The sequence below is a fragment of the Sulfitobacter sediminilitoris genome, assembly GCF_010667575.1.
In the GTDB taxonomy this organism is placed as follows: Bacteria; Pseudomonadota; Alphaproteobacteria; order Rhodobacterales; family Rhodobacteraceae; genus Sulfitobacter; species Sulfitobacter sediminilitoris.
In genome coordinates this window covers 201,517-217,932 of the sequence record NZ_JAABNT010000001.1, presented here as the reverse complement: position 1 = coordinate 217,932, position 16,416 = coordinate 201,517, and the positions used below count along the sequence as shown (strand labels likewise).

At 58.7% G+C, this 16,416-nt stretch carries 20 protein-coding genes; 7 read left to right on the top strand and 13 right to left on the bottom strand.

The features are described 5' to 3' along the window. Positions 1–9: 9 nt before the first annotated feature. Genes GV827_RS01105 through GV827_RS01095 form a run of 3 tightly spaced genes read left to right on the top strand, consistent with a single transcriptional unit; the run spans position 10 to position 1,855 of the window. Positions 10–1,092, top strand: a complete 1,083-nt coding sequence (locus GV827_RS01105) for an ABC transporter ATP-binding protein (protein WP_164351846.1) — start codon at positions 10–12, stop codon at positions 1,090–1,092. A 39-nt stretch (positions 1,093–1,131) separates the two neighbouring features. After that, a complete protein-coding gene (locus tag GV827_RS01100) occupies positions 1,132–1,494 on the top strand; it encodes a Lin0512 family protein (protein WP_164351845.1) in 363 nt (120 codons plus the stop codon). Continuing rightward, on the top strand, positions 1,487–1,855 hold the full coding sequence (locus GV827_RS01095) for a Lin0512 family protein (protein ID WP_235930001.1): 369 nt from the start codon (positions 1,487–1,489) through the stop codon (positions 1,853–1,855). The genes GV827_RS01100 and GV827_RS01095 overlap by 8 nt, the downstream gene beginning before the upstream one ends. Positions 1,856–1,940: 85 nt before the next feature. On the opposite strand, the gene GV827_RS01090 is transcribed toward GV827_RS01095, so the two are convergent. Beyond that, the gene (locus tag GV827_RS01090) at positions 1,941–2,606 is read right to left on the bottom strand and encodes a helix-turn-helix transcriptional regulator (protein WP_164351844.1); all 666 of its coding nucleotides are present in this window, start codon (positions 2,604–2,606) and stop codon (positions 1,941–1,943) included. 188 nt (positions 2,607–2,794) lie between these two features. Here GV827_RS01090 and GV827_RS01085 point away from each other — a divergent pair, with 188 nt between their 5' ends. From GV827_RS01085 to GV827_RS01070, 4 genes are read left to right on the top strand one after another with little or no spacing between them, the layout of a single operon-like run. Further along, positions 2,795–3,046: a twin-arginine translocase TatA/TatE family subunit gene (locus GV827_RS01085; RefSeq protein ID WP_164351843.1), complete on the top strand. Its 252-nt coding sequence runs from the start codon at positions 2,795–2,797 to the stop codon at positions 3,044–3,046. Positions 3,047–3,052: 6 nt separating this feature from the next. Further along, positions 3,053–3,514, top strand: coding sequence for a Sec-independent protein translocase protein TatB (gene tatB / locus GV827_RS01080; protein WP_164351842.1), 462 nt, complete (start codon positions 3,053–3,055; stop codon positions 3,512–3,514). Positions 3,515–3,517: 3 nt separating this feature from the next. Next, positions 3,518–4,414 carry a twin-arginine translocase subunit TatC gene (gene tatC, locus GV827_RS01075; RefSeq protein WP_164351841.1) on the top strand — a complete coding sequence of 299 codons (897 nt, stop codon included), beginning with the start codon at positions 3,518–3,520 and terminating at the stop codon, positions 4,412–4,414. Beyond that, the gene (locus GV827_RS01070; protein WP_164351840.1) at positions 4,411–5,253 is read left to right on the top strand and encodes an ATP-binding protein; all 843 of its coding nucleotides are present in this window, start codon (positions 4,411–4,413) and stop codon (positions 5,251–5,253) included. Before tatC ends, GV827_RS01070 begins: the two co-directional genes overlap by 4 nt. A gap of 342 nt (positions 5,254–5,595) precedes the next feature. On the opposite strand, the gene GV827_RS01065 is transcribed toward GV827_RS01070, so the two are convergent. The 12 genes from GV827_RS01065 to alr form a co-directional block, all read right to left on the bottom strand. Further along, positions 5,596–6,816, bottom strand: a complete 1,221-nt coding sequence (locus GV827_RS01065; RefSeq protein ID WP_164351839.1) for a LysM peptidoglycan-binding domain-containing M23 family metallopeptidase — start codon at positions 6,814–6,816, stop codon at positions 5,596–5,598. Positions 6,817–6,877: 61 nt separating this feature from the next. Beyond that, positions 6,878–7,534 (bottom strand): protein-L-isoaspartate(D-aspartate) O-methyltransferase, encoded by a 657-nt coding sequence (locus GV827_RS01060; RefSeq protein ID WP_164351838.1) that lies wholly within the window; start codon positions 7,532–7,534, stop codon positions 6,878–6,880. Further along, positions 7,531–8,316, bottom strand: coding sequence for a 5'/3'-nucleotidase SurE (gene surE, locus GV827_RS01055; RefSeq protein WP_164351837.1), 786 nt, complete (start codon positions 8,314–8,316; stop codon positions 7,531–7,533). The genes GV827_RS01060 and surE overlap by 4 nt, the downstream gene beginning before the upstream one ends. An 82-nt stretch (positions 8,317–8,398) precedes the next feature. Further along, entirely contained in the window at positions 8,399–9,034 is a 636-nt protein-coding gene (locus GV827_RS01050) for an SDR family NAD(P)-dependent oxidoreductase (protein ID WP_164351836.1), read from the bottom strand. Positions 9,035–9,075: 41 nt separating this feature from the next. Continuing rightward, positions 9,076–9,342 carry a type II secretion system protein N gene (locus GV827_RS01045; protein WP_164351835.1) on the bottom strand — a complete coding sequence of 89 codons (267 nt, stop codon included), beginning with the start codon at positions 9,340–9,342 and terminating at the stop codon, positions 9,076–9,078. 95 nt (positions 9,343–9,437) lie between these two features. Next, a complete protein-coding gene (locus GV827_RS01040; RefSeq protein WP_164351834.1) occupies positions 9,438–9,860 on the bottom strand; it encodes a DUF1801 domain-containing protein in 423 nt (140 codons plus the stop codon). A 42-nt stretch (positions 9,861–9,902) separates the two neighbouring features. Beyond that, complete coding sequence (purF, locus tag GV827_RS01035) at positions 9,903–11,387, bottom strand: amidophosphoribosyltransferase (protein WP_164352178.1); 1,485 nt, start codon at positions 11,385–11,387, stop codon at positions 9,903–9,905. Between the two features lie 131 nt (positions 11,388–11,518). Continuing rightward, positions 11,519–12,649, bottom strand: coding sequence for a sensor histidine kinase (locus GV827_RS01030; RefSeq protein WP_164351833.1), 1,131 nt, complete (start codon positions 12,647–12,649; stop codon positions 11,519–11,521). An 85-nt stretch (positions 12,650–12,734) separates the two neighbouring features. Further along, the gene (locus tag GV827_RS01025; protein WP_164351832.1) at positions 12,735–13,289 is read right to left on the bottom strand and encodes a CvpA family protein; all 555 of its coding nucleotides are present in this window, start codon (positions 13,287–13,289) and stop codon (positions 12,735–12,737) included. Between the two features lie 29 nt (positions 13,290–13,318). Next, the gene (gene radA / locus GV827_RS01020) at positions 13,319–14,686 is read right to left on the bottom strand and encodes a DNA repair protein RadA (RefSeq protein ID WP_164351831.1); all 1,368 of its coding nucleotides are present in this window, start codon (positions 14,684–14,686) and stop codon (positions 13,319–13,321) included. 154 nt (positions 14,687–14,840) lie between these two features. Then, on the bottom strand, positions 14,841–15,302 hold the full coding sequence (locus tag GV827_RS01015) for a paraquat-inducible protein A (protein WP_164351830.1): 462 nt from the start codon (positions 15,300–15,302) through the stop codon (positions 14,841–14,843). Next, entirely contained in the window at positions 15,299–16,333 is a 1,035-nt protein-coding gene (alr, locus tag GV827_RS01010; RefSeq protein WP_164351829.1) for an alanine racemase, read from the bottom strand. The genes GV827_RS01015 and alr overlap by 4 nt, the downstream gene beginning before the upstream one ends. Between the last annotated feature and the right edge of the window lie 83 nt (positions 16,334–16,416).

Sequence of the window (16,416 nt, the reverse complement as noted above, 5' to 3'; positions counted from 1 at the left end):
CGGAAATCCATGTCTGCACCCGTTCCAAGGCTTGAGATCAAGAACCTGCGCCGCAGCTATCAGGGTCGCGCAGTGGTTGATGGTGTCTCGCTTAAGATCATGCCGGGGCAGGTGACATGCCTGCTGGGGCCTTCTGGGTGCGGCAAATCCACGACCCTGCGCATGATTGCCGGGGTCGAGATGCAGGACAGCGGGACGATCCACGTGGATGGCAATCTGATCTGCGACACGGTGTTCCGCGTCCCGCCAGAGCGGCGCGAGATTGGGTTGATGTTTCAGGACTTCGCGCTGTTTCCACATCTGAGCGTGGCGGATAACGTGGCTTTCGGATTGCGCGGACCCAAGGCAGAAAAACGCAAGCGTGTGCAGGAACTGCTGGAGCGGGTGGATTTGCTCCGCTTTATCGACGGCTACCCGCACCAGCTTTCGGGCGGTGAGCAGCAGCGCGTGGCGCTGGCCCGCGCTCTGGCGCCGCGACCGCGTATCATGCTGATGGACGAACCCTTTTCAGGCCTCGACAACCGTCTGCGCGACGGCATCCGGGATGAGACGCTGGGCATCCTCAAGGAAGAAGATACCGCCGTTCTGCTGGTTACCCACGAACCGGACGAGGCGATGCGGATGGCCGATGAGATCGCGCTGATGCGTGACGGCAAGATTGTGCAGCAAGGCGCTCCCTATAACGTCTATACACGGCCCCTGGACCGCGCGGCAGTCGCGTTCTTTTCGGATGCGAATGTCGTAGAGGCAACGGTGCAAGGTGCTTTGGCGCAAACCGCCTTCGGGCGGTTCCTCGCCCCCGGCGTCGCTGACGGCACGCGGGTGCAGATCGTCTTCCGCCCGCAGCATGTACGCATTGACTTTGACCGTGCGGGCAAGGGACCCAATCCAACGGCAAAGGACGGCACGCCCGCCCGGGCCGTGGTCGAACGCGCCCGGTTCATGGGATCAGAGAGCCTTGTTGAGTTCGTGATGGACCACGATGGATCAAAGCTTCGGGCAACAGTGCCGAACGTATTTTTGCCACAGCCGGGGGCGGTGATGTGGCTGACGATTCCACGTAATCGTTGTTTTGTTTTTCCGGTAACTTAAGTCTGAACCAAGCAGGCCAAAGTCGGGCAGGGGATAAAAATGGTTGAAACACTACTTGTTGAGTTTGGGATGGGATCATCCCTCAGGCGTGGTGATTATACTCAAGCTGCCGAAAGGGCGGTACGCGACGCGCTGTGGCATAATTCCATCAACCTTGCCGAGCTGTTCGGGTTCGAGAAGACCGACATGCAGATCACATTGGATGTCGGGGTCCAAAAGCCCGACGCGGTGGATATCGACGTGCTGAAGGCCGTCTTTCCCTACGGCAACGTCACGGTAAACGTGACCAAAGGCGGCCTCGATGTGCCACGCCCCAAAGGGCAGGAGGGCGCAGGATACCCGACCGTCATGGCGAACGTCGCCCTGCGCGTAGGGTTCAATATGGAGTGCACCGATGGATGATATCGAGAACATGCACCGCGTGATTATCGAAATGGGTATGGGCAACGACCTGCACGGCATGGACTATACCAAGGCCGCCGCACGCGCGATCGAGGATGCGTTTCGCCATTCATCCCTGCCGATCTTCGCGGTCACCGGGCTGAAGCATGACGAGATGCTGGTGCAGGTGACAGTGGGCGTACAGGAGCCGGACAAGCTTGATCTTGAGGCGCTTACGGCAAAGTTGCCGCGCGGCAAGGCAACCGTGACGGCAGTGCAAGGCGGCCTAAACGTGCCGTCAGGAGATGAGACAATCGTGATCGCGCAGGCCAGCGTCGAAGCGTTCCTGCCGCCACAATCCGGCTGGACACTCAAGAGCTGAAACATTGCCAAACTTATGTCCTAAGCCCAGATTCTTGGGATTTATGGCAATCTCCGGGTGTGACCGCAGCTATTCTAAACGATGGTCAAGCCGAATAGTCCGCGAGCCTCTTACCTGGTTCATCGACAAATAGATCGGGCAGAGCTTCTGCGCTCTCGATCTGATCAAGGCGAAAGACGCGAAAAGCCTCGCGCATTTCACACCATGCGGTCAGCGTCCAGACACGCCCCCAGTATTCCATGTGCAACGGTCGGATGACGCGGCCCGTCACCGCGCCTGTCCGCGATGTGTAGGTCAACCGCACCTTCTGTCGCGCTTTGATGGCAGAGCGCAGCAGCGGCATATGCGTCAGGTTTCGCGTTGGATCCGCAAAAGGATAGGCGTCGATCTTCCATGCCTCAGCCTCAGCGATGGTCTGGGCGGGCAGGACGGCATCAATCTTGTCTGCAAGCGTCTCTGCTGCAGCTTTGAGCGTATCATCGGCGGCCTGACCCACGATGGCGAGGCCAAGGTTCAAAGCTTCAAGCTCAGCCGGTGTGAGCGTCAGTGGAGGCAAACTGATCGCTTCCGTGATCCGGTAACCCACGCCGCGCTCACCCTCCACCGGCACACCGGAAGCCATAAGTGTCTCCATGTCGCGGTAGATCGTGCGGTTGGAGACCCCCAGCCCTTCGGCGATATCCTGCGCCCTGTGCAGCCTGCCGTCGCGCAAGATTTGGATGATATCGAAAAGACGGTCGGTGCGGCTCACGGTCGGCCCCTCATTGATCCAACTGACATAAACCTGTCAGTTGAATGTCGCAAGCGTCGAAAATCGTGTCTGACATTGGCCGGAATCATACCGCTGCGGGTCTTTGACCCTTTGAGGCAGCTTGGCGGTTGCGTAGACAGGGGCTGACAAAGCGCGCGAAAGCTGTGCGCGGAGATGGGAGATAAGATATGTTGAACAATATTGGTTTGCCGGGCCTTCTGCTGATTGCGGTTGTGGTGCTGGTGCTTTTTGGCCGTGGCAAGATTTCCAGCCTGATGGGTGAAGTCGGCAAGGGCATCACGAGTTTCAAGAAGGGCATCTCGGAAGGCGAAGAAGAGGTCAAAAGCGTCGAGAACGTTGAAGGTGCCGACCTGCCAAAGCACACTGACATCGGCACGCACCCAGAGACCGACAAGGCTGCTGACAAGAGCGCGAGCTAAGCACCCATGTTCGATCTGGGTTGGACAGAATTACTGGTCATCGGCATTGTGGCCCTGATCGTGGTGGGCCCCAAGGACCTGCCGATCCTGTTTCGCAGGGTAGGGCAGTTCGTGGGCAAGGCCAAAGGCATGGCGCGCGAATTTTCGAGCGCGATGAATGACGCCGCCGACCAGTCCGGCATGCGCGAAATGTCCGCTGGCATCAACAAATCGTTGAAAGCAGCCACCAACCCGGTGGGCACAGCGATGGACGGCGTGAAATCAGCGACGAAATCGCTGACCGATCTGGACCCCGACAGCGAGACCGCCAAGCTGGCCGAAAAGCGCGCTGCGGACGCCCAGAAAATCCAAGCCGCATCAGCCCGTGCGGCCGCAGAGCGCAAACAGCGCGAGGCAGCAGACGCCATGGCCAAGGCCGAAGAGCTTGAGGCCAAGATGAGCAAACCGGCGGCAGAAGAAAAAGAGTAAAAGATGAGTGCGACGGACGACATCGACGACAGCGCCGCCCCGCTGATCGAACATCTTGCAGAGCTGCGTACGCGGCTCATTCACTCGGTTATCGCGTTCATCATCGGGATGGTGATCTGTTTCACCGTCTGGAACCCGATTTTTAACTTTCTGACACATCCCTTGTGTTCCGCCATGGCGGAACGGGGGCAGAACGACTGCGGCCTGATCCTGATCAAGCTTCAGGAAGGTTTTTTTGTCGCCATCTCCATCTCACTTCTGGGCGGATTGGTTCTGGGCTTTCCCTATATCAGCTATCAGCTTTGGCGCTTCGTGGCGCCGGGTCTCTACAAGAACGAAAAGAACGCGTTTCTGCCGTTCCTGATCGCGTCTCCGCTCATGTTCTTTCTGGGGGCGTCCTTTGCATTCTATGTGGTCACGCCGTTGGCGTTTGATTTCTTTCTTGGCTTCCAGCAGGGGCCGCTGACTGGCGACGGGGCAGAGGCACTTGAGAATTCCATTGCCGGGATCGCATTTCAGGGCTCCGCACAGGAGTACCTGAGCCTCACAATCAAGTTTATCGTGGCGTTCGGGCTGTGTTTCCAGCTGCCCGTGCTGCTGACGCTGATGGGCAAGGCCGGCCTCGTCTCGGCTGAAGGTTTGGGCAACGTCCGGAAATACGCTGTCGTTGCGATCCTCGTGCTCGCCGCTCTGGTCACGCCGCCGGATGTGATTACCCAAGTGATCCTCTTTGTTGTGGTCTACGGGCTGTACGAGATCTCCATCCAGTTGGTGAAGCGGGTAGAGACCAAGCGCGAGGCAAAGTTGCGGGCCGAAGGGTACTACGACGATGAAGACGAAGATCCTCTGATGGCCGAATTTGACCAGGATGATGACGACCCGGAGGATGTCAAAAAGTGATTGATGATCCAATGGACCGGATCGCCGCCGCGCTTGAGCGGATGGCGCCCGCGCCGCTGGCCGCACCCGATTTCGATGCCGCGTCAGCCTTTGTCTGGCATACGGAGCCGGACAGGCTTGAACCGGTAAAGAACGTATCCCGGATCGCCCTCGATCTTTTGGTAGGGGTCGATCGCTCCCGCGATACGCTGCTTCAGAACACGCGGCAGTTCGCGGCCGGGCTCCCGGCCAACAACGCGCTTCTCTGGGGTGCGCGGGGTATGGGAAAATCAAGCCTTGTCAAGGCAATCCACGCCGATGTTCATGCAACACATGACGCATTGCGGATCGTGGAATTGCAGCGCGAGGATCTGCCTTCGGTCGGTCGATTGTTGAACGCCCTGCGCGGCGCGCCGCAGCGATTTATCCTGTTTTGCGATGATCTCAGCTTTGGCCATGACGACGCGCATTATAAGTCGCTTAAGGCAGTGCTGGATGGGGGCATCGAAGGGCGGCCTGACAACGTGGTGCTGTACGCCACGTCAAACCGCCGCCACCTGATGCCCCGCGACATGATAGAGAACGAGCGGGGTTCGGCAATCAACCCGGCTGAAGCGGTGGAAGAGAAGGTATCATTGTCAGATCGTTTTGGTCTCTGGCTGGGCTTTCATGCCTGCGATCAGGACCAGTATCTTGCGATGATCCGGGGCTACTGTGATGCCCATGATGTCAAGATTGATGATGACACTTTGCGGGCGGAGGCTGTGGAGTGGCAGGCCACACGCGGTTCACGGTCAGGTCGTGTTGCATGGCAGTACTTTGTTGATCTTGCCGGGCGCAAAGGTGTGACGCTGAATTAGGAAATTCGGGCGATGCACGCGATGGGTTGGAGGGCCCCACCGCGTGTTTTCACCATGTGTGCCCACCACCGGCAAAACTGCACCTTGGTGGACCCGAACGCTGCTGAGAGTAAGCGCTCTTTCCGCAAACATACCACGCGTTTGTCTATTGCCACTTGGATAACATCACAATCGTTAACGGTGTGTTACTGTTTACCCAGTCGCGCCAATTGCGTTGCATTGTTTCTATTTCTGAAACATGGCGATTTTGTGGCATCGGTCGTTGAATAACCGCGAAATTGCGTCAAAAGAGAATGGATATGCCAAGAACGGAGCTTTGTCCGGTATGAAAGTGCTCTTCCGTCAATCCAGGTATGGCGCTGGGTCTACTGAATCAAACCCCTGCCGCACTTCAAAGTGGACGTAAGAGTCATCACCGCCGCGCAGTTTGGCAATTTGTTGACCACGTCGCACGCTGTCGCCCTTGGATACACTGACGTCCGTTACGTTCGCGTAAACAGTCAGCAGATTGTCGACGTGCCGCACGACGACGATGGGCACGCCTTCGGCGCTCTTGGTGATTGCAGCGACAGTACCGGCATCGGCGGATTTCACTGGGGCGCCGGGGGCGGCCTTAATGTTGATCCCTTCATTCCGGCCCTTTGCATACCCACGGATGATTGTGCCCTGAACCGGGGTGACCATTTTCGCCGCTGAAACCGGTTTCGTGGTTTTTCCTACATCAGCTACCGGTTTGGTGGCTTCGACGATAGGGGCTGGCTTGGCCGTGTCGTCCTGCGGCAGTGGTTTCGCAGCGGAAGGCGGTGTTGGTGTCGGAGAGCCAGCGCCGGGAGGCGACGGCTGCGCCGTTTCAGCAACAGCGGTGCTGCGCGCTGGCGGGTTTTGCTTGGCCACGGGGATCAGCAGGAACTGCCCCTCACGGATCGCAAAATCAGCGCCAAGACCATTCCATTCCGCCAGTGCCTTGACGGGCACATTGTAAAGACGGGCTATGGTATAGGCTGTCTCTCCGCGCTCCACTTTATGACGCACTGGCTCTTTGCCGGTCTGCGCGGCCTTTGGTGCCGCAGCTGTCGCGGGTGGAAGAGCCGTGGTCTGTACGCCGGGTGCAGCAGGTGCGCGGTCAATGGCATTTCCGGCCAATGACGTGATATCGACAGGTTGGATCGGGCCCGTCCCGCTGGCTCCCGTGGCGGGCGATGGTTCTGCCACGCGGTTGGGCAGGGCAATGATTTCATCCTTGCGCAGCGGCACATCAGGATCAATGCCATTGAACCGTGCCAGTGCGCCGACATCAGCGCCTACCCGGTTGGCCACATCGGCCAGCGTATCGCCGCGCCGGGCGACTGCAACCTGATAGTTGGGATAAGAGATCACACCACGATTATCTGGACGCGGTCTGCTTGCCAGCGGCCCCGTTGCCGCCTCTGCCGTGCTGAATCCACCGCCCAGGCCCCGCAGATCAAAATCAAGCGGTTGTTCGCCGCAAGCGGCAAGCACGATTGCGCTCGTACCAGCGAGCAGGCTCAGCCGTACCCGGCTTTTCAGAAGGGAAGGTCGCATCTGCTTGTCCTCATTGTCACGGCACCCCATGTGATCCGGGGTTTTGCCGTACCTTATCCTATTAAGCGTCCTTGCCCAAGCCCTCGAGCAGGGGAACAAAGCGAACTGAGCGCAATTCGTCGTATTCAAGCCCGTCTGGTGTTTTGCGCACGCGAATAAGGTGCTGAACGGCATCAGATTGACCGACGGGCAGGACCATAATGCCGCCTTCCTTGAGCTGTGCCAAAAGGGGGCCAGGCGGGTCTTCGGCGGCGGCCGTCACAATGATGCGGTCAAATGGGGCCTGATCCTCAAGGCCAAAGCTGCCGTCAGCCGTGATCGCAGTGATATTCACCAGATCAAGGTCCGCGAAAATCTCGCGCGCTTCATGCACCAGACGGCGGTGACGGTCGATCGTATAGACCCGGCGCGCCAGCTTGCTCAGGATGGCGGCCTGATAGCCAGAGCCGGTCCCGATCTCCAACACCTTGTCACGGGGTGTGACCTCAAGCGCTTGTGTCATCAGCCCCACAACCGAAGGCTGGCTGATGGTCTGGCCGCAGGCGATGGGCAAGGGCATATCCTCATAGGCACGCTCTGCAAAAAGGCCGCGTATAAACGGGCCTCTGTCGACCGCTTCCATTGCGCCCAGCACGCGCGCATCGGTAACCCCCTTGGAGCGCAGCGCATATAGGAACTGCATTTTGCGCGTCGCCTCGGAGGTCGCCTCTTCGTTCATGAATTGATGCCTGAAAGGGTGTCCATCATCTCATGTGCTGTCAGATCCGCGCGCATCGGTGTCACCGATATATATCCTTCAAGATTGACGGCCGCGTCAGAACCCGTTCCTGCCATGACCTGCTGGTCTCCGCCCTTGATCCAAGAAAAGCGGCGGCCCGAGGGGGCGATATGGGGTTCTGTCCCAAAAACCACACCGGGGCGGCGACCCTGAGTGGCAAGGCGGATGCCTTTGACATCGACTGCGGAAACCGGGGGGAAATTCACGTTGTAAAACAGGCTGTATTCCGCGTTTTCCGTTGGTGATGCATCAAGGATACGGCGGATGACGTCGGCGCCATGGGTCGCGGCGGCCTCGAACGGATTGACAAGCTCGCGGTTGGCCGGACCGTAATACTGCGAAAGGGCCACGGCGGGATAACCTTGCAATGCGGCTTCCATGGCACCCCCAATGGTGCCGGAATAAAGCGTGTTTTCGGCGGAATTGTTGCCCCGGTTCACGCCTGACAAGACAAGATCCGGTAGGCAGTCCTTCATCGCGTCATGAATGGCGATAAGCACACAATCCGCAGGTGACCCTTCAGCGGCAAAGCGGCGTGGTCCCATCTCGCTCATCATCGTGGGGTGAACGTAGTTGATGCAATGCGCCACGCCTGATTGCTCAAACGCAGGGGCCACCACCCACACTTCGCCATCGGGGCCAGCCAGATCTGTCGCGATGGCTTCCATCACCTCAAGACCGGGTGCCGTAATACCATCGTCGTTCGTGATCAGAATGCGCATGCTCTGCCCCTTTTTCATCTTGATAGGTGAGGGGGGGGCAAGCGGCAAGCGGGGGAGGGGTAATTCGCGTCAGTCCGTCCGGTCAGAGTTGCGCCAAAAGCGCAGCCGCCTGATCATGTGGATCGGCAAGAGTTGACCGGTCCTCGCCGGGGAAGAATCGCGCGCGGGTGGCTGTTGGCATCGGCTTGGGAGTCAGGACGTGCACCTTCGGACCGATTTTTTCAGCCTCTGCCGCCCAAGCGCGCGCCAGTGCGATCTGTGCACTTTTGGTCGAGGCGTAGCAGCCGAAAAACTTCTGACCGACGTGCGGATCGTCAAAGAAAACGACCTCTCCGGATTGACCCAATAACGGTGCCACGTAGGTGATCAGTGTGGCCGTCGCCGTGACGTTGCCTGCCACGGATTTCGCCATGTCCTTGCTGTCTATGTGGTCAGCGGGGGCCAGCGGCGCCGCATGTATCGCCGTATGGAGCCATAGATCAAGGGCGCCCCAACGATCAAAGATACCACGGCACAGCGTTGCCATCGCCTCTGGATTGGTCACATCCATGGGGGCCAGGGTGGCGCTGCCGCCCTTTGCCTGAATGCGGTCGTCCAGTTCTTCCAGCCCGCCAGTGGTGCGTGCCACGGCAATGATATGGTGCGTCGGTGCCAGTGCTTCTGCCAAGGCTGCGCCAAGGCCACGCGAGGCACCGGTGATCAGTGCAGTTTTTGTCATATGTGCGATGTGCACGGATGCAGGCGCAGGGTCAAGAGGGGTCAGGATTTGGGTAGGCTCAGGGTTTTGGTCTGCCCGCCGTTGGAAAGGATCACGCGGTCCGCGTCTATTGCGGCAACGGTTTGGCCTGCCACAGCGTCGCCGACGGTTACGCGCTGGATTGAACCATTGCGTTCCCGGATCAATGCCGTCGGCGCGGCAGCGCTGCCGAAAATCCCAATAAGGGCCAAAGCGGGCAGGCGGGCGGTCTCATTTGCAAGGTCGGCCACGTGAGATGGCGTAGGTTCTTGGATTATAGTTGTGCTCATGAAATGGGCTCATCAATTCTTGGATTCGGTGATCTCGCGCTCTGCTAACAAGAGGGCTGATGGCCTGAAAGAGCATTAAGAACGGTCGGCGGTGATCAGCCCATTGACCCGGCGGCACGTCGCTTGAGGTGATAGGTGAATGTCATATTAGCCAGATGCGCGATTGCCTGTTCTGGCAGCGGGGCGTCAAGGAAAACGCCCAGATGACGCCGCCCGTCATTGAGCGGTAACTCAGGGTATAGGTCCTGCATCCGTGCGGCCAAATCGGTTTTGCAATCCACAAAGAAGGCCAGATGATCTGGTGTGGCAGGTGACCAGTTCATCCGCAGGGTTGAGCCGGTTCTTGGCTTGACCGGGCGCCATGCGGGCTGCCCCCATTTCAGGCTTTCATCAAGCCCGCCCAGATCATTTTCGTCTGCGATGTCATGAAAAAGCGTGCGGCAAGTCCACGTCGCATGTTGCGCGAGGCCGGGCCAGGTCGCGATAAGGTCAAGGAGTGGAGCAGGAGCGGTTTGCATATCTGCAGCCTATCAAATGCTCCTGACAGATACTGGCGGCAGCTATTCCGCAGCTGGTTTCATCTGAAAACCCTGTTCCATCTGATCTGCCGGTGTGACCGGATACTCTCCCGAGAAACAGGCGTCGCAATATTGCGGGCAGTCTTTTTTGCGCCCCTCTGCTTCGCCGACAGCGCGGTAGAGACCATCAAGCGAGATGAACTTCAGGCTGTCCACAGCCAGATGGTCGCGCATCTCATCCTCTGACATGGTCGCGGCCAGTAGCTTTTCGCGTTGAGGCGTATCAACACCATAAAAACAGGGCCAGGCGGTGGGGGGCGAGGCAATGCGGAAGTGTACTTCCTTGGCGCCCGCATCAAGGATCATTTCCTTGATCTTGCGGCTGGTGGTGCCGCGCACCACGCTGTCGTCCACAAGGATCACGCGTTTACCCTTGATCAGCGCGCGGTTCACGTTGAGCTTCAGACGCACACCCATGTTGCGGATCTGCTCTGTCGGCTCAATAAACGTTCGACCCATGTACTGGTTGCGGATGATGCCCATGGCATAGGGGATGCCGCTTTCAAGGCTGTATCCGATTGCTGCCGGTGTCCCGCTATCCGGGACGGGGCAGACCAGATCCGCCTCGACCGGGCTTTCCTTGGCCAGTTCCCGACCGATGCTTTCGCGGGTCTCGTACACAGAACGGCCGCCAAGGATGCTGTCAGGACGTGAAAAATACACGTGCTCAAAGATGCAGAACCGCGACGCCTGACGTCGGAAGGGAAAGTGGCTTTCCACGCCTTTGGGGGTGATAACAACCATCTCGCCGGGTTCGATTTCGCGCACGAATTCCGAGCCAATGATGTCAAGCGCACAGGTCTCTGAACTAAGCGCCCAGCCATCACCAACTTTGCCCAACACAAGGGGGCGCACACCCAGTGGGTCGCGCACACCAATCAATTTCGTCCGCGTCATCGCGACGACCGAAAACGCGCCTTCGACCCGGCGCAGGGCGTCTTCCATCCGTTCAGGGATTGTGCGCTGCAACGAGCGTGCCATCAGGTGGATGATGCATTCGCTGTCAGATGAGGACTGGAAAATGCTGCCCCGTTCAATCAATTCGCGGCGCAGCGAGTTGGCATTTGTGATGTTGCCGTTATGGGCGATGGCGGCACCGCCCATGGCGAATTCGCCAAAGAACGGCTGGACGTCGCGGATCGCCGTCTGGCCCTTGGAGCCGGTAGTGGAATAGCGGACGTGGCCAATGGCCAGTTCGCCAGGCAGGTGCTTCATCACCCCCTCAGAGGTGAAATTATCGCGAACGTAGCCAAAGCGACGCGCGGATTGAAAGTTCGCCTCAGGATCATAGCTGACGATGCCGCCCGCTTCTTGTCCGCGGTGCTGCAAAGCGTGCAGGCCGAGTGCTACGAAATTCGACGCATCGGCCACGCCGATCACGCCAAACACGCCGCATTCTTCTTTCAGTTTATCGCCATCATCTGCATCGCGCAGGTAGGAATGGTCAAAAGGATGAGCGGGGGGCATGATCTTGGACAACGGGGCAGCTCCGAATCCGGTATGGGACGCCCTTTATGTAGGCCTAATGACCTGCGCTGTCACCCCGCAGGCGACCTTCGCGTACGGGTTTGTTGCCCAAGCACAAGAAATGATCTTTTTCAGGCGAAAAACCTGTCTGTAATCAAAGGCGATCGTGGTGGCATGCGCAATTCCTGCATGGTGCCGCTCAGCGTGCTTTCGTTTCCGACAAGCGTTCCGGGGATTGAAAAACGCACGATGGCCCCTTCTTCGTCAGGCAAATTGCGCGCAATCAAAGTACCGCCCCTTGATGAAATCAGACGCTTGATCCCAAACAGGCCATATCCGCTGTCGGCTCGAAAACGGCCACCATTCATGATCTTGAGCGCCGCGTCAGAGAAACCCTTGCCGTTATCGCTCAGGGTGATCTCAATCATGCCGGGCATGCCTTGCTGGACGCTGATGTCAATCTCAAGCGTGTCGCGGTTGCCATGTTTGATTGCGTTTTCGGCAATGTTGCGCAGGGCGATCTGAATGGCGGTCCTGTCTGCCTTGAGTGTGCAGATAGAGGTTGAAAACCTGTGTCTTCCCTGCGGGTCGAGCGTTTCGCAAATGTTGTGGCAAAGGGCGGGAAAGCTGAACACTGTTTCGTTCATTTTGGTCGAAACGGTTTCAGCATGGGACAGCACATCGCTGATCAGATCCATGGACTGAACGGCGATATTCTCAATCAGGTCAATGATTTCCAACTGGTCTTTGTCCGGTGTGCCGCAATCTTCGCGCATCATGGCAGTCAGGACAGAGATATTGCGCATGGGTGCGCGCAAGTCATGTGCCGCGAAGGCCACGAACTGCTCCATCTCGGATGACAGTGTGTCAAATTCAAGCTTGGCGTCGCGTGCGTGTTTTTCCGATGTCATGTCAACCGAACTGCCAAACAGGCGTAGGATCCGACCATTGTCATCCTTTTGCGCGCGCAATGTCGTGCGGACGGCAGCGACCTTGCCGTTGATCGGAAGGTCCAGTTCGTAGGTCCGATCTTCACCCGACCTCATCACCTGGCAGTGATGGTCATAGGCGCTGCGCCCATACGACATTGGATAAACCTCCAGCGCGGTGCGACCCAGGTAGTCGGACAAGGGTCGCCCGGCCTGATTGCGCGCGTAAGAGTTCATGGCGGCGTAGACCGGCTGGCCCTCCGCGCTTACTTCAAGCACGAAAATCGGCGCTGCTATCATATCGAAATCTGCGTAGGCGATGGAATCTTTCACGAAAGGCCCCTCTTTCCAAGGTCGACCTTAAGCGCGGTCTCTTAACGACCGCTTAACAGTGTTTGATTTGCTGCGCCGCTCAGAGCTATTCCGCGCAGGCGCTGACCAGCGCCTCGTAGCGGGTTGTGATCCATCCCAACGCCGCTTCGGGATTTTGTTCTTCGATCTGACCGGTGAAGCGAGAGAAGACAACAGCAGAACGGCTTTCGTCCACGATGGTGAATTGCTGGCCTGTCATGACCGTTTGATAGACAAAAAACGCGATGGCAACCAACAGGATGCCACGCGCGACACCAAAGATGAAACCCAGACCCTGATCCAGTCCGCCCAACACCGAACGTTGCACCAGCGATGAAAACAGCGGCGTAAAAAGCGACACCACGATCAGCGCGATGGCAAAGACCAATGCGAATGCACCGATGATCGACAGCTCGCAGCTGTCTGCGAGAAAATCACCCACGACAGGGATCTCACGTACCAGCGGTTCAACCTGAGGGGCAAATAGGAATGCCAGCACGGCCGCTGCGATCCAGCCCACGATTGCCATGCCCTCGCGCACAAGGCCACGGCCATAGGCCAGAAGCGCGGAGAGCACGATGACAAGCGCCACCACCCCGTCGATGATCGTAAAGCCTTCCATCCGCTTTTCGCCTTTTGCCTGCTGACGCGTTACCCTGCGCCGAATATTTCACCAACAAATCCGGTCAGATCGCTCATGGTATTGAGCGTTATGCCAGCGGCCGCTGAGGCCTTGCCGCCTTTTGGAGCGATTGCCGAGGTAAAACCAAGTTTTTGCGCTTCTTTCAACCTATTTTCGGTTTGAGAGGCAGGGCGCAGCGCACCTGACAGGCTGATCTCGCCGAAAACAACGGTTTCTGCTGGCAGCGCCACGTCTTCGCGTGCGCTGAGCAATGCTGCTGCGACGGCCAGATCAGCGGCGGGTTCCGAGACTTTCATGCCGCCCGCGACATTCAGGTAGACATCCAGCCCCGCAAAGGGGATCCCACAGCGCGCCTCCAGCACCGCCAAAATCATGGCAAGCCGTCCGCCATCCCAGCCCACCACCGTGCGTCGGGCCTGCGAATGGGGTGACGGGGCAACAAGCGCCTGCAACTCAACCAGAACGGGCCGGGTGCCCTCGATGCCCGCAAAAACTACAGAGCCTGCAGCAGGCTCACCACGCTCGGACAGGAACAAGGCAGATGGGTTTGTCACTTCGGCCAGCCCACGGCCCGTCATCTCGAAGACGCCGATCTCGTCGGCGGGACCAAAACGGTTCTTGACGCTGCGCAGGATACGGAACTGGTGGCCGCGCTCGCCTTCGAAGTAAAGCACGGTATCGACCATGTGTTCGACCACACGGGGGCCTGCGATCTGGCCGTCCTTGGTGACGTGACCGACAAGAATCACACTTACTCCCCGGCGCTTGGCAAAGCTGGTCAGCTCATGCGCCGCCGCACGGACCTGAGAAACTGAGCCGGGGGCAGACTCAACGTTGTCGGCCCACATCGTCTGAATGGAATCAATGATGGCAAGCTGGGGTTTCTCCGCCTCAAGCGTGGTGAGAATGTCGCGCAGGTTGGTTTCGGCGGCCAGCTGCACGGGAGCGTTCGTCAAGCCAAGGCGCTGTGCGCGCATGCGGACCTGAGCCGAGGCTTCCTCGCCGCTGACGTAGATCGTCTTGAGGCCCTTTTGTGCAAAATGTGCGGCTGCTTGCAGCAGCAGTGTCGATTTGCCGATGCCGGGATCGCCGCCCACAAGGATCGCTGAGGCGGGGACCAGCCCGCCGCCAAGCACGCGGTCTAGTTCCGCGATGCCGGACTGGCTGCGTGGTGGCGGGGCTTCTTCGGTCGACAGATCCGACAGGACCAGAGAGGAGCCCCGCTTGGCGCCGAGCGATTTGCTGGGTGGGCCGGACGAGATGCCCTTGTCTTCCTGAATGGTGTTCCATTCCCCGCATCCGTCGCAACGACCGGACCATTTGTTAAAGCTGGCACCACAAGCGGCGCAGGAGAAGGTTTTGACGGGTTTTGCCATGGGGGCGTTTTGGCGCAGTAGGCAGGGGGCGTCAAAGGGAAATGGAGTTCAGCGGCGTCGAGCCAGTCTTTTCAACAGGAGGTCGAAAAGATTTCTGTCCGCAAGAAGCTCTCTCAGCCGAAACCGGCGCTTGGGCAGGGTTCTTTTTTTGTGTTCAATCCAGTGACGACCCTGTGGCCTTTTCCGTACGCCAGCTGATCCAGAGCGAGGCGAGAATACAGGCCGTGAACAGATACAAGCCCCATGCGACCTCAATCCGGCCAACACCGATGCCCTTGGCAAGCGTGATATAGAGCGCAATCAGAAAAATATCTGCCATCGCGAGTTTGCCCAGAAAGTGAAGCACCGGCAGGACTGCGGGCTTCAGCAGATCGAAATGCACCAGCGCCAGCCCAATGGTTTTCACGTAGGGCGCAAAGAGCGCAAAGACCGTGACGACGAGCGCCAGAAAAACATCCGATGCCCAAAGCGACTGCAGACCGCTGAGCACAGAGATTTCGTTCAGCGAGAAAAGCGGCAATAGTCCCGCGCGCAAAAGCGGGGCCGCCCAGGCAACGGGATAAAGGAACAGCAAAGCAAGGTTCAGTACCTTCAGCGTCCAGCCCGTCTGGGTCACGTCACATAGACCCGATCATAGCGCGCACCCAATGACGTCAGGATTTCATAGCCGATCGTGCCAGCAAACTCGGCGACGGTATCGACAGACTGATGCTGTCCCATCAGCTGCACATGCTCAGGCGTCTGGGCAATGCCGCTGACGTCAAGGGTAATCAAATCCATCGAGACCCGCCCGATCACCGGCAATCTGTGTCCTTCATACGTGAACGTCGCCTCGCCACCCATCGCCCGGATCAGCCCGTCTGCATATCCCGCTGCAACCGTTGCGACCCGCGTCAGCTTGCGCGCAACAAAGGCATTGGCGTAGCCCACGCTCTCGCCTGCTGCCACGTCGCGGACTTGGATGACCGGTACATCCAGAGTGACAACAGGTGTCGCATCAATAAATGGCAAGCCGCCATAGAGGCCCACACCGGGACGGGTCAGGTCGAAATGGTACTTTTCACCTAACAAGATCCCGCCCGTGGCCGCCAATGAACGCGGGGCCTCGACGCCTCGGGTCATCTCCTCGAACGTGTCCAGCTGAAGCCGGTTCATCGCGTGATCCGGTTCATCTGCGCAGGCAAGGTGTGACATCACCATGACAGGCTGTTGCGCCAATGCAATGTCCCTGAGCGCGGACCATTCGGCAGGCTCCATCCCCAGACGGTTCATGCCGCTGTCAAGCTGGATGCCAAAAGGATGGCCGGGCAGGGCCTCCACATGGGTCAGCAGCTGATCGACGGAGTTGATCATGGGGGCCAAATCCGCTTGCCGGATCATATCCGCATCGCCCGGCATGTGGCCCGAGAAGACGCAAATACCCGGACCCGGCCCCAGCACGCGGCGCAGACGGACCCCTTCCTCGGCCAAAGCGACAAAGAACAGCCGTGCACCGGCCTCGGCCAAGGCAGGACCCACTTTTTCAACGCCCAACCCATAGGCATCAGCCTTGATCGTCGCGGCGGTCTCGCATTCCGTGAGCTTGTCCAATGCGCGCCAGTTTGCGGCGATGGCGCTCAGATCAATGGTCAGGGTGGCAGCAGTCATCGGATTTGGGTCCAGTGAAGAGAATTGTGACGCAGGGGCGGGTGTTTACATCGCAAGGGCGCTTGGCCCATGCTGCAGCGGTC

Coding starts and splice junctions, on each gene's coding strand:
- alr (WP_164351829.1), bottom strand. CDS start 16,333: ATGACTGCTGCCACCCTGACCATTGATCTGAGCGCCATCGCCGCAAAC.
- GV827_RS01065 (WP_164351839.1), bottom strand. CDS start 6,816: ATGCGACCTTCCCTTCTGAAAAGCCGGGTACGGCTGAGCCTGCTCGCT.
- GV827_RS01040 (WP_164351834.1), bottom strand. CDS start 9,860: ATGCAAACCGCTCCTGCTCCACTCCTTGACCTTATCGCGACCTGGCCC.
- GV827_RS01085 (WP_164351843.1), top strand. CDS start 2,795: ATGTTGAACAATATTGGTTTGCCGGGCCTTCTGCTGATTGCGGTTGTG.
- GV827_RS01100 (WP_164351845.1), top strand. CDS start 1,132: ATGGTTGAAACACTACTTGTTGAGTTTGGGATGGGATCATCCCTCAGG.
- GV827_RS01060 (WP_164351838.1), bottom strand. CDS start 7,534: ATGAACGAAGAGGCGACCTCCGAGGCGACGCGCAAAATGCAGTTCCTA.
- GV827_RS01025 (WP_164351832.1), bottom strand. CDS start 13,289: ATGGAAGGCTTTACGATCATCGACGGGGTGGTGGCGCTTGTCATCGTG.
- tatC (WP_164351841.1), top strand. CDS start 3,518: ATGAGTGCGACGGACGACATCGACGACAGCGCCGCCCCGCTGATCGAA.
- GV827_RS01045 (WP_164351835.1), bottom strand. CDS start 9,342: ATGAGCACAACTATAATCCAAGAACCTACGCCATCTCACGTGGCCGAC.
- tatB (WP_164351842.1), top strand. CDS start 3,053: ATGTTCGATCTGGGTTGGACAGAATTACTGGTCATCGGCATTGTGGCC.
- GV827_RS01095 (WP_235930001.1), top strand. CDS start 1,487: ATGGATGATATCGAGAACATGCACCGCGTGATTATCGAAATGGGTATG.
- GV827_RS01050 (WP_164351836.1), bottom strand. CDS start 9,034: ATGACAAAAACTGCACTGATCACCGGTGCCTCGCGTGGCCTTGGCGCA.
- purF (WP_164352178.1), bottom strand. CDS start 11,387: ATGCCCCCCGCTCATCCTTTTGACCATTCCTACCTGCGCGATGCAGAT.
- GV827_RS01105 (WP_164351846.1), top strand. CDS start 10: ATGTCTGCACCCGTTCCAAGGCTTGAGATCAAGAACCTGCGCCGCAGC.
- radA (WP_164351831.1), bottom strand. CDS start 14,686: ATGGCAAAACCCGTCAAAACCTTCTCCTGCGCCGCTTGTGGTGCCAGC.
- surE (WP_164351837.1), bottom strand. CDS start 8,316: ATGCGCATTCTGATCACGAACGACGATGGTATTACGGCACCCGGTCTT.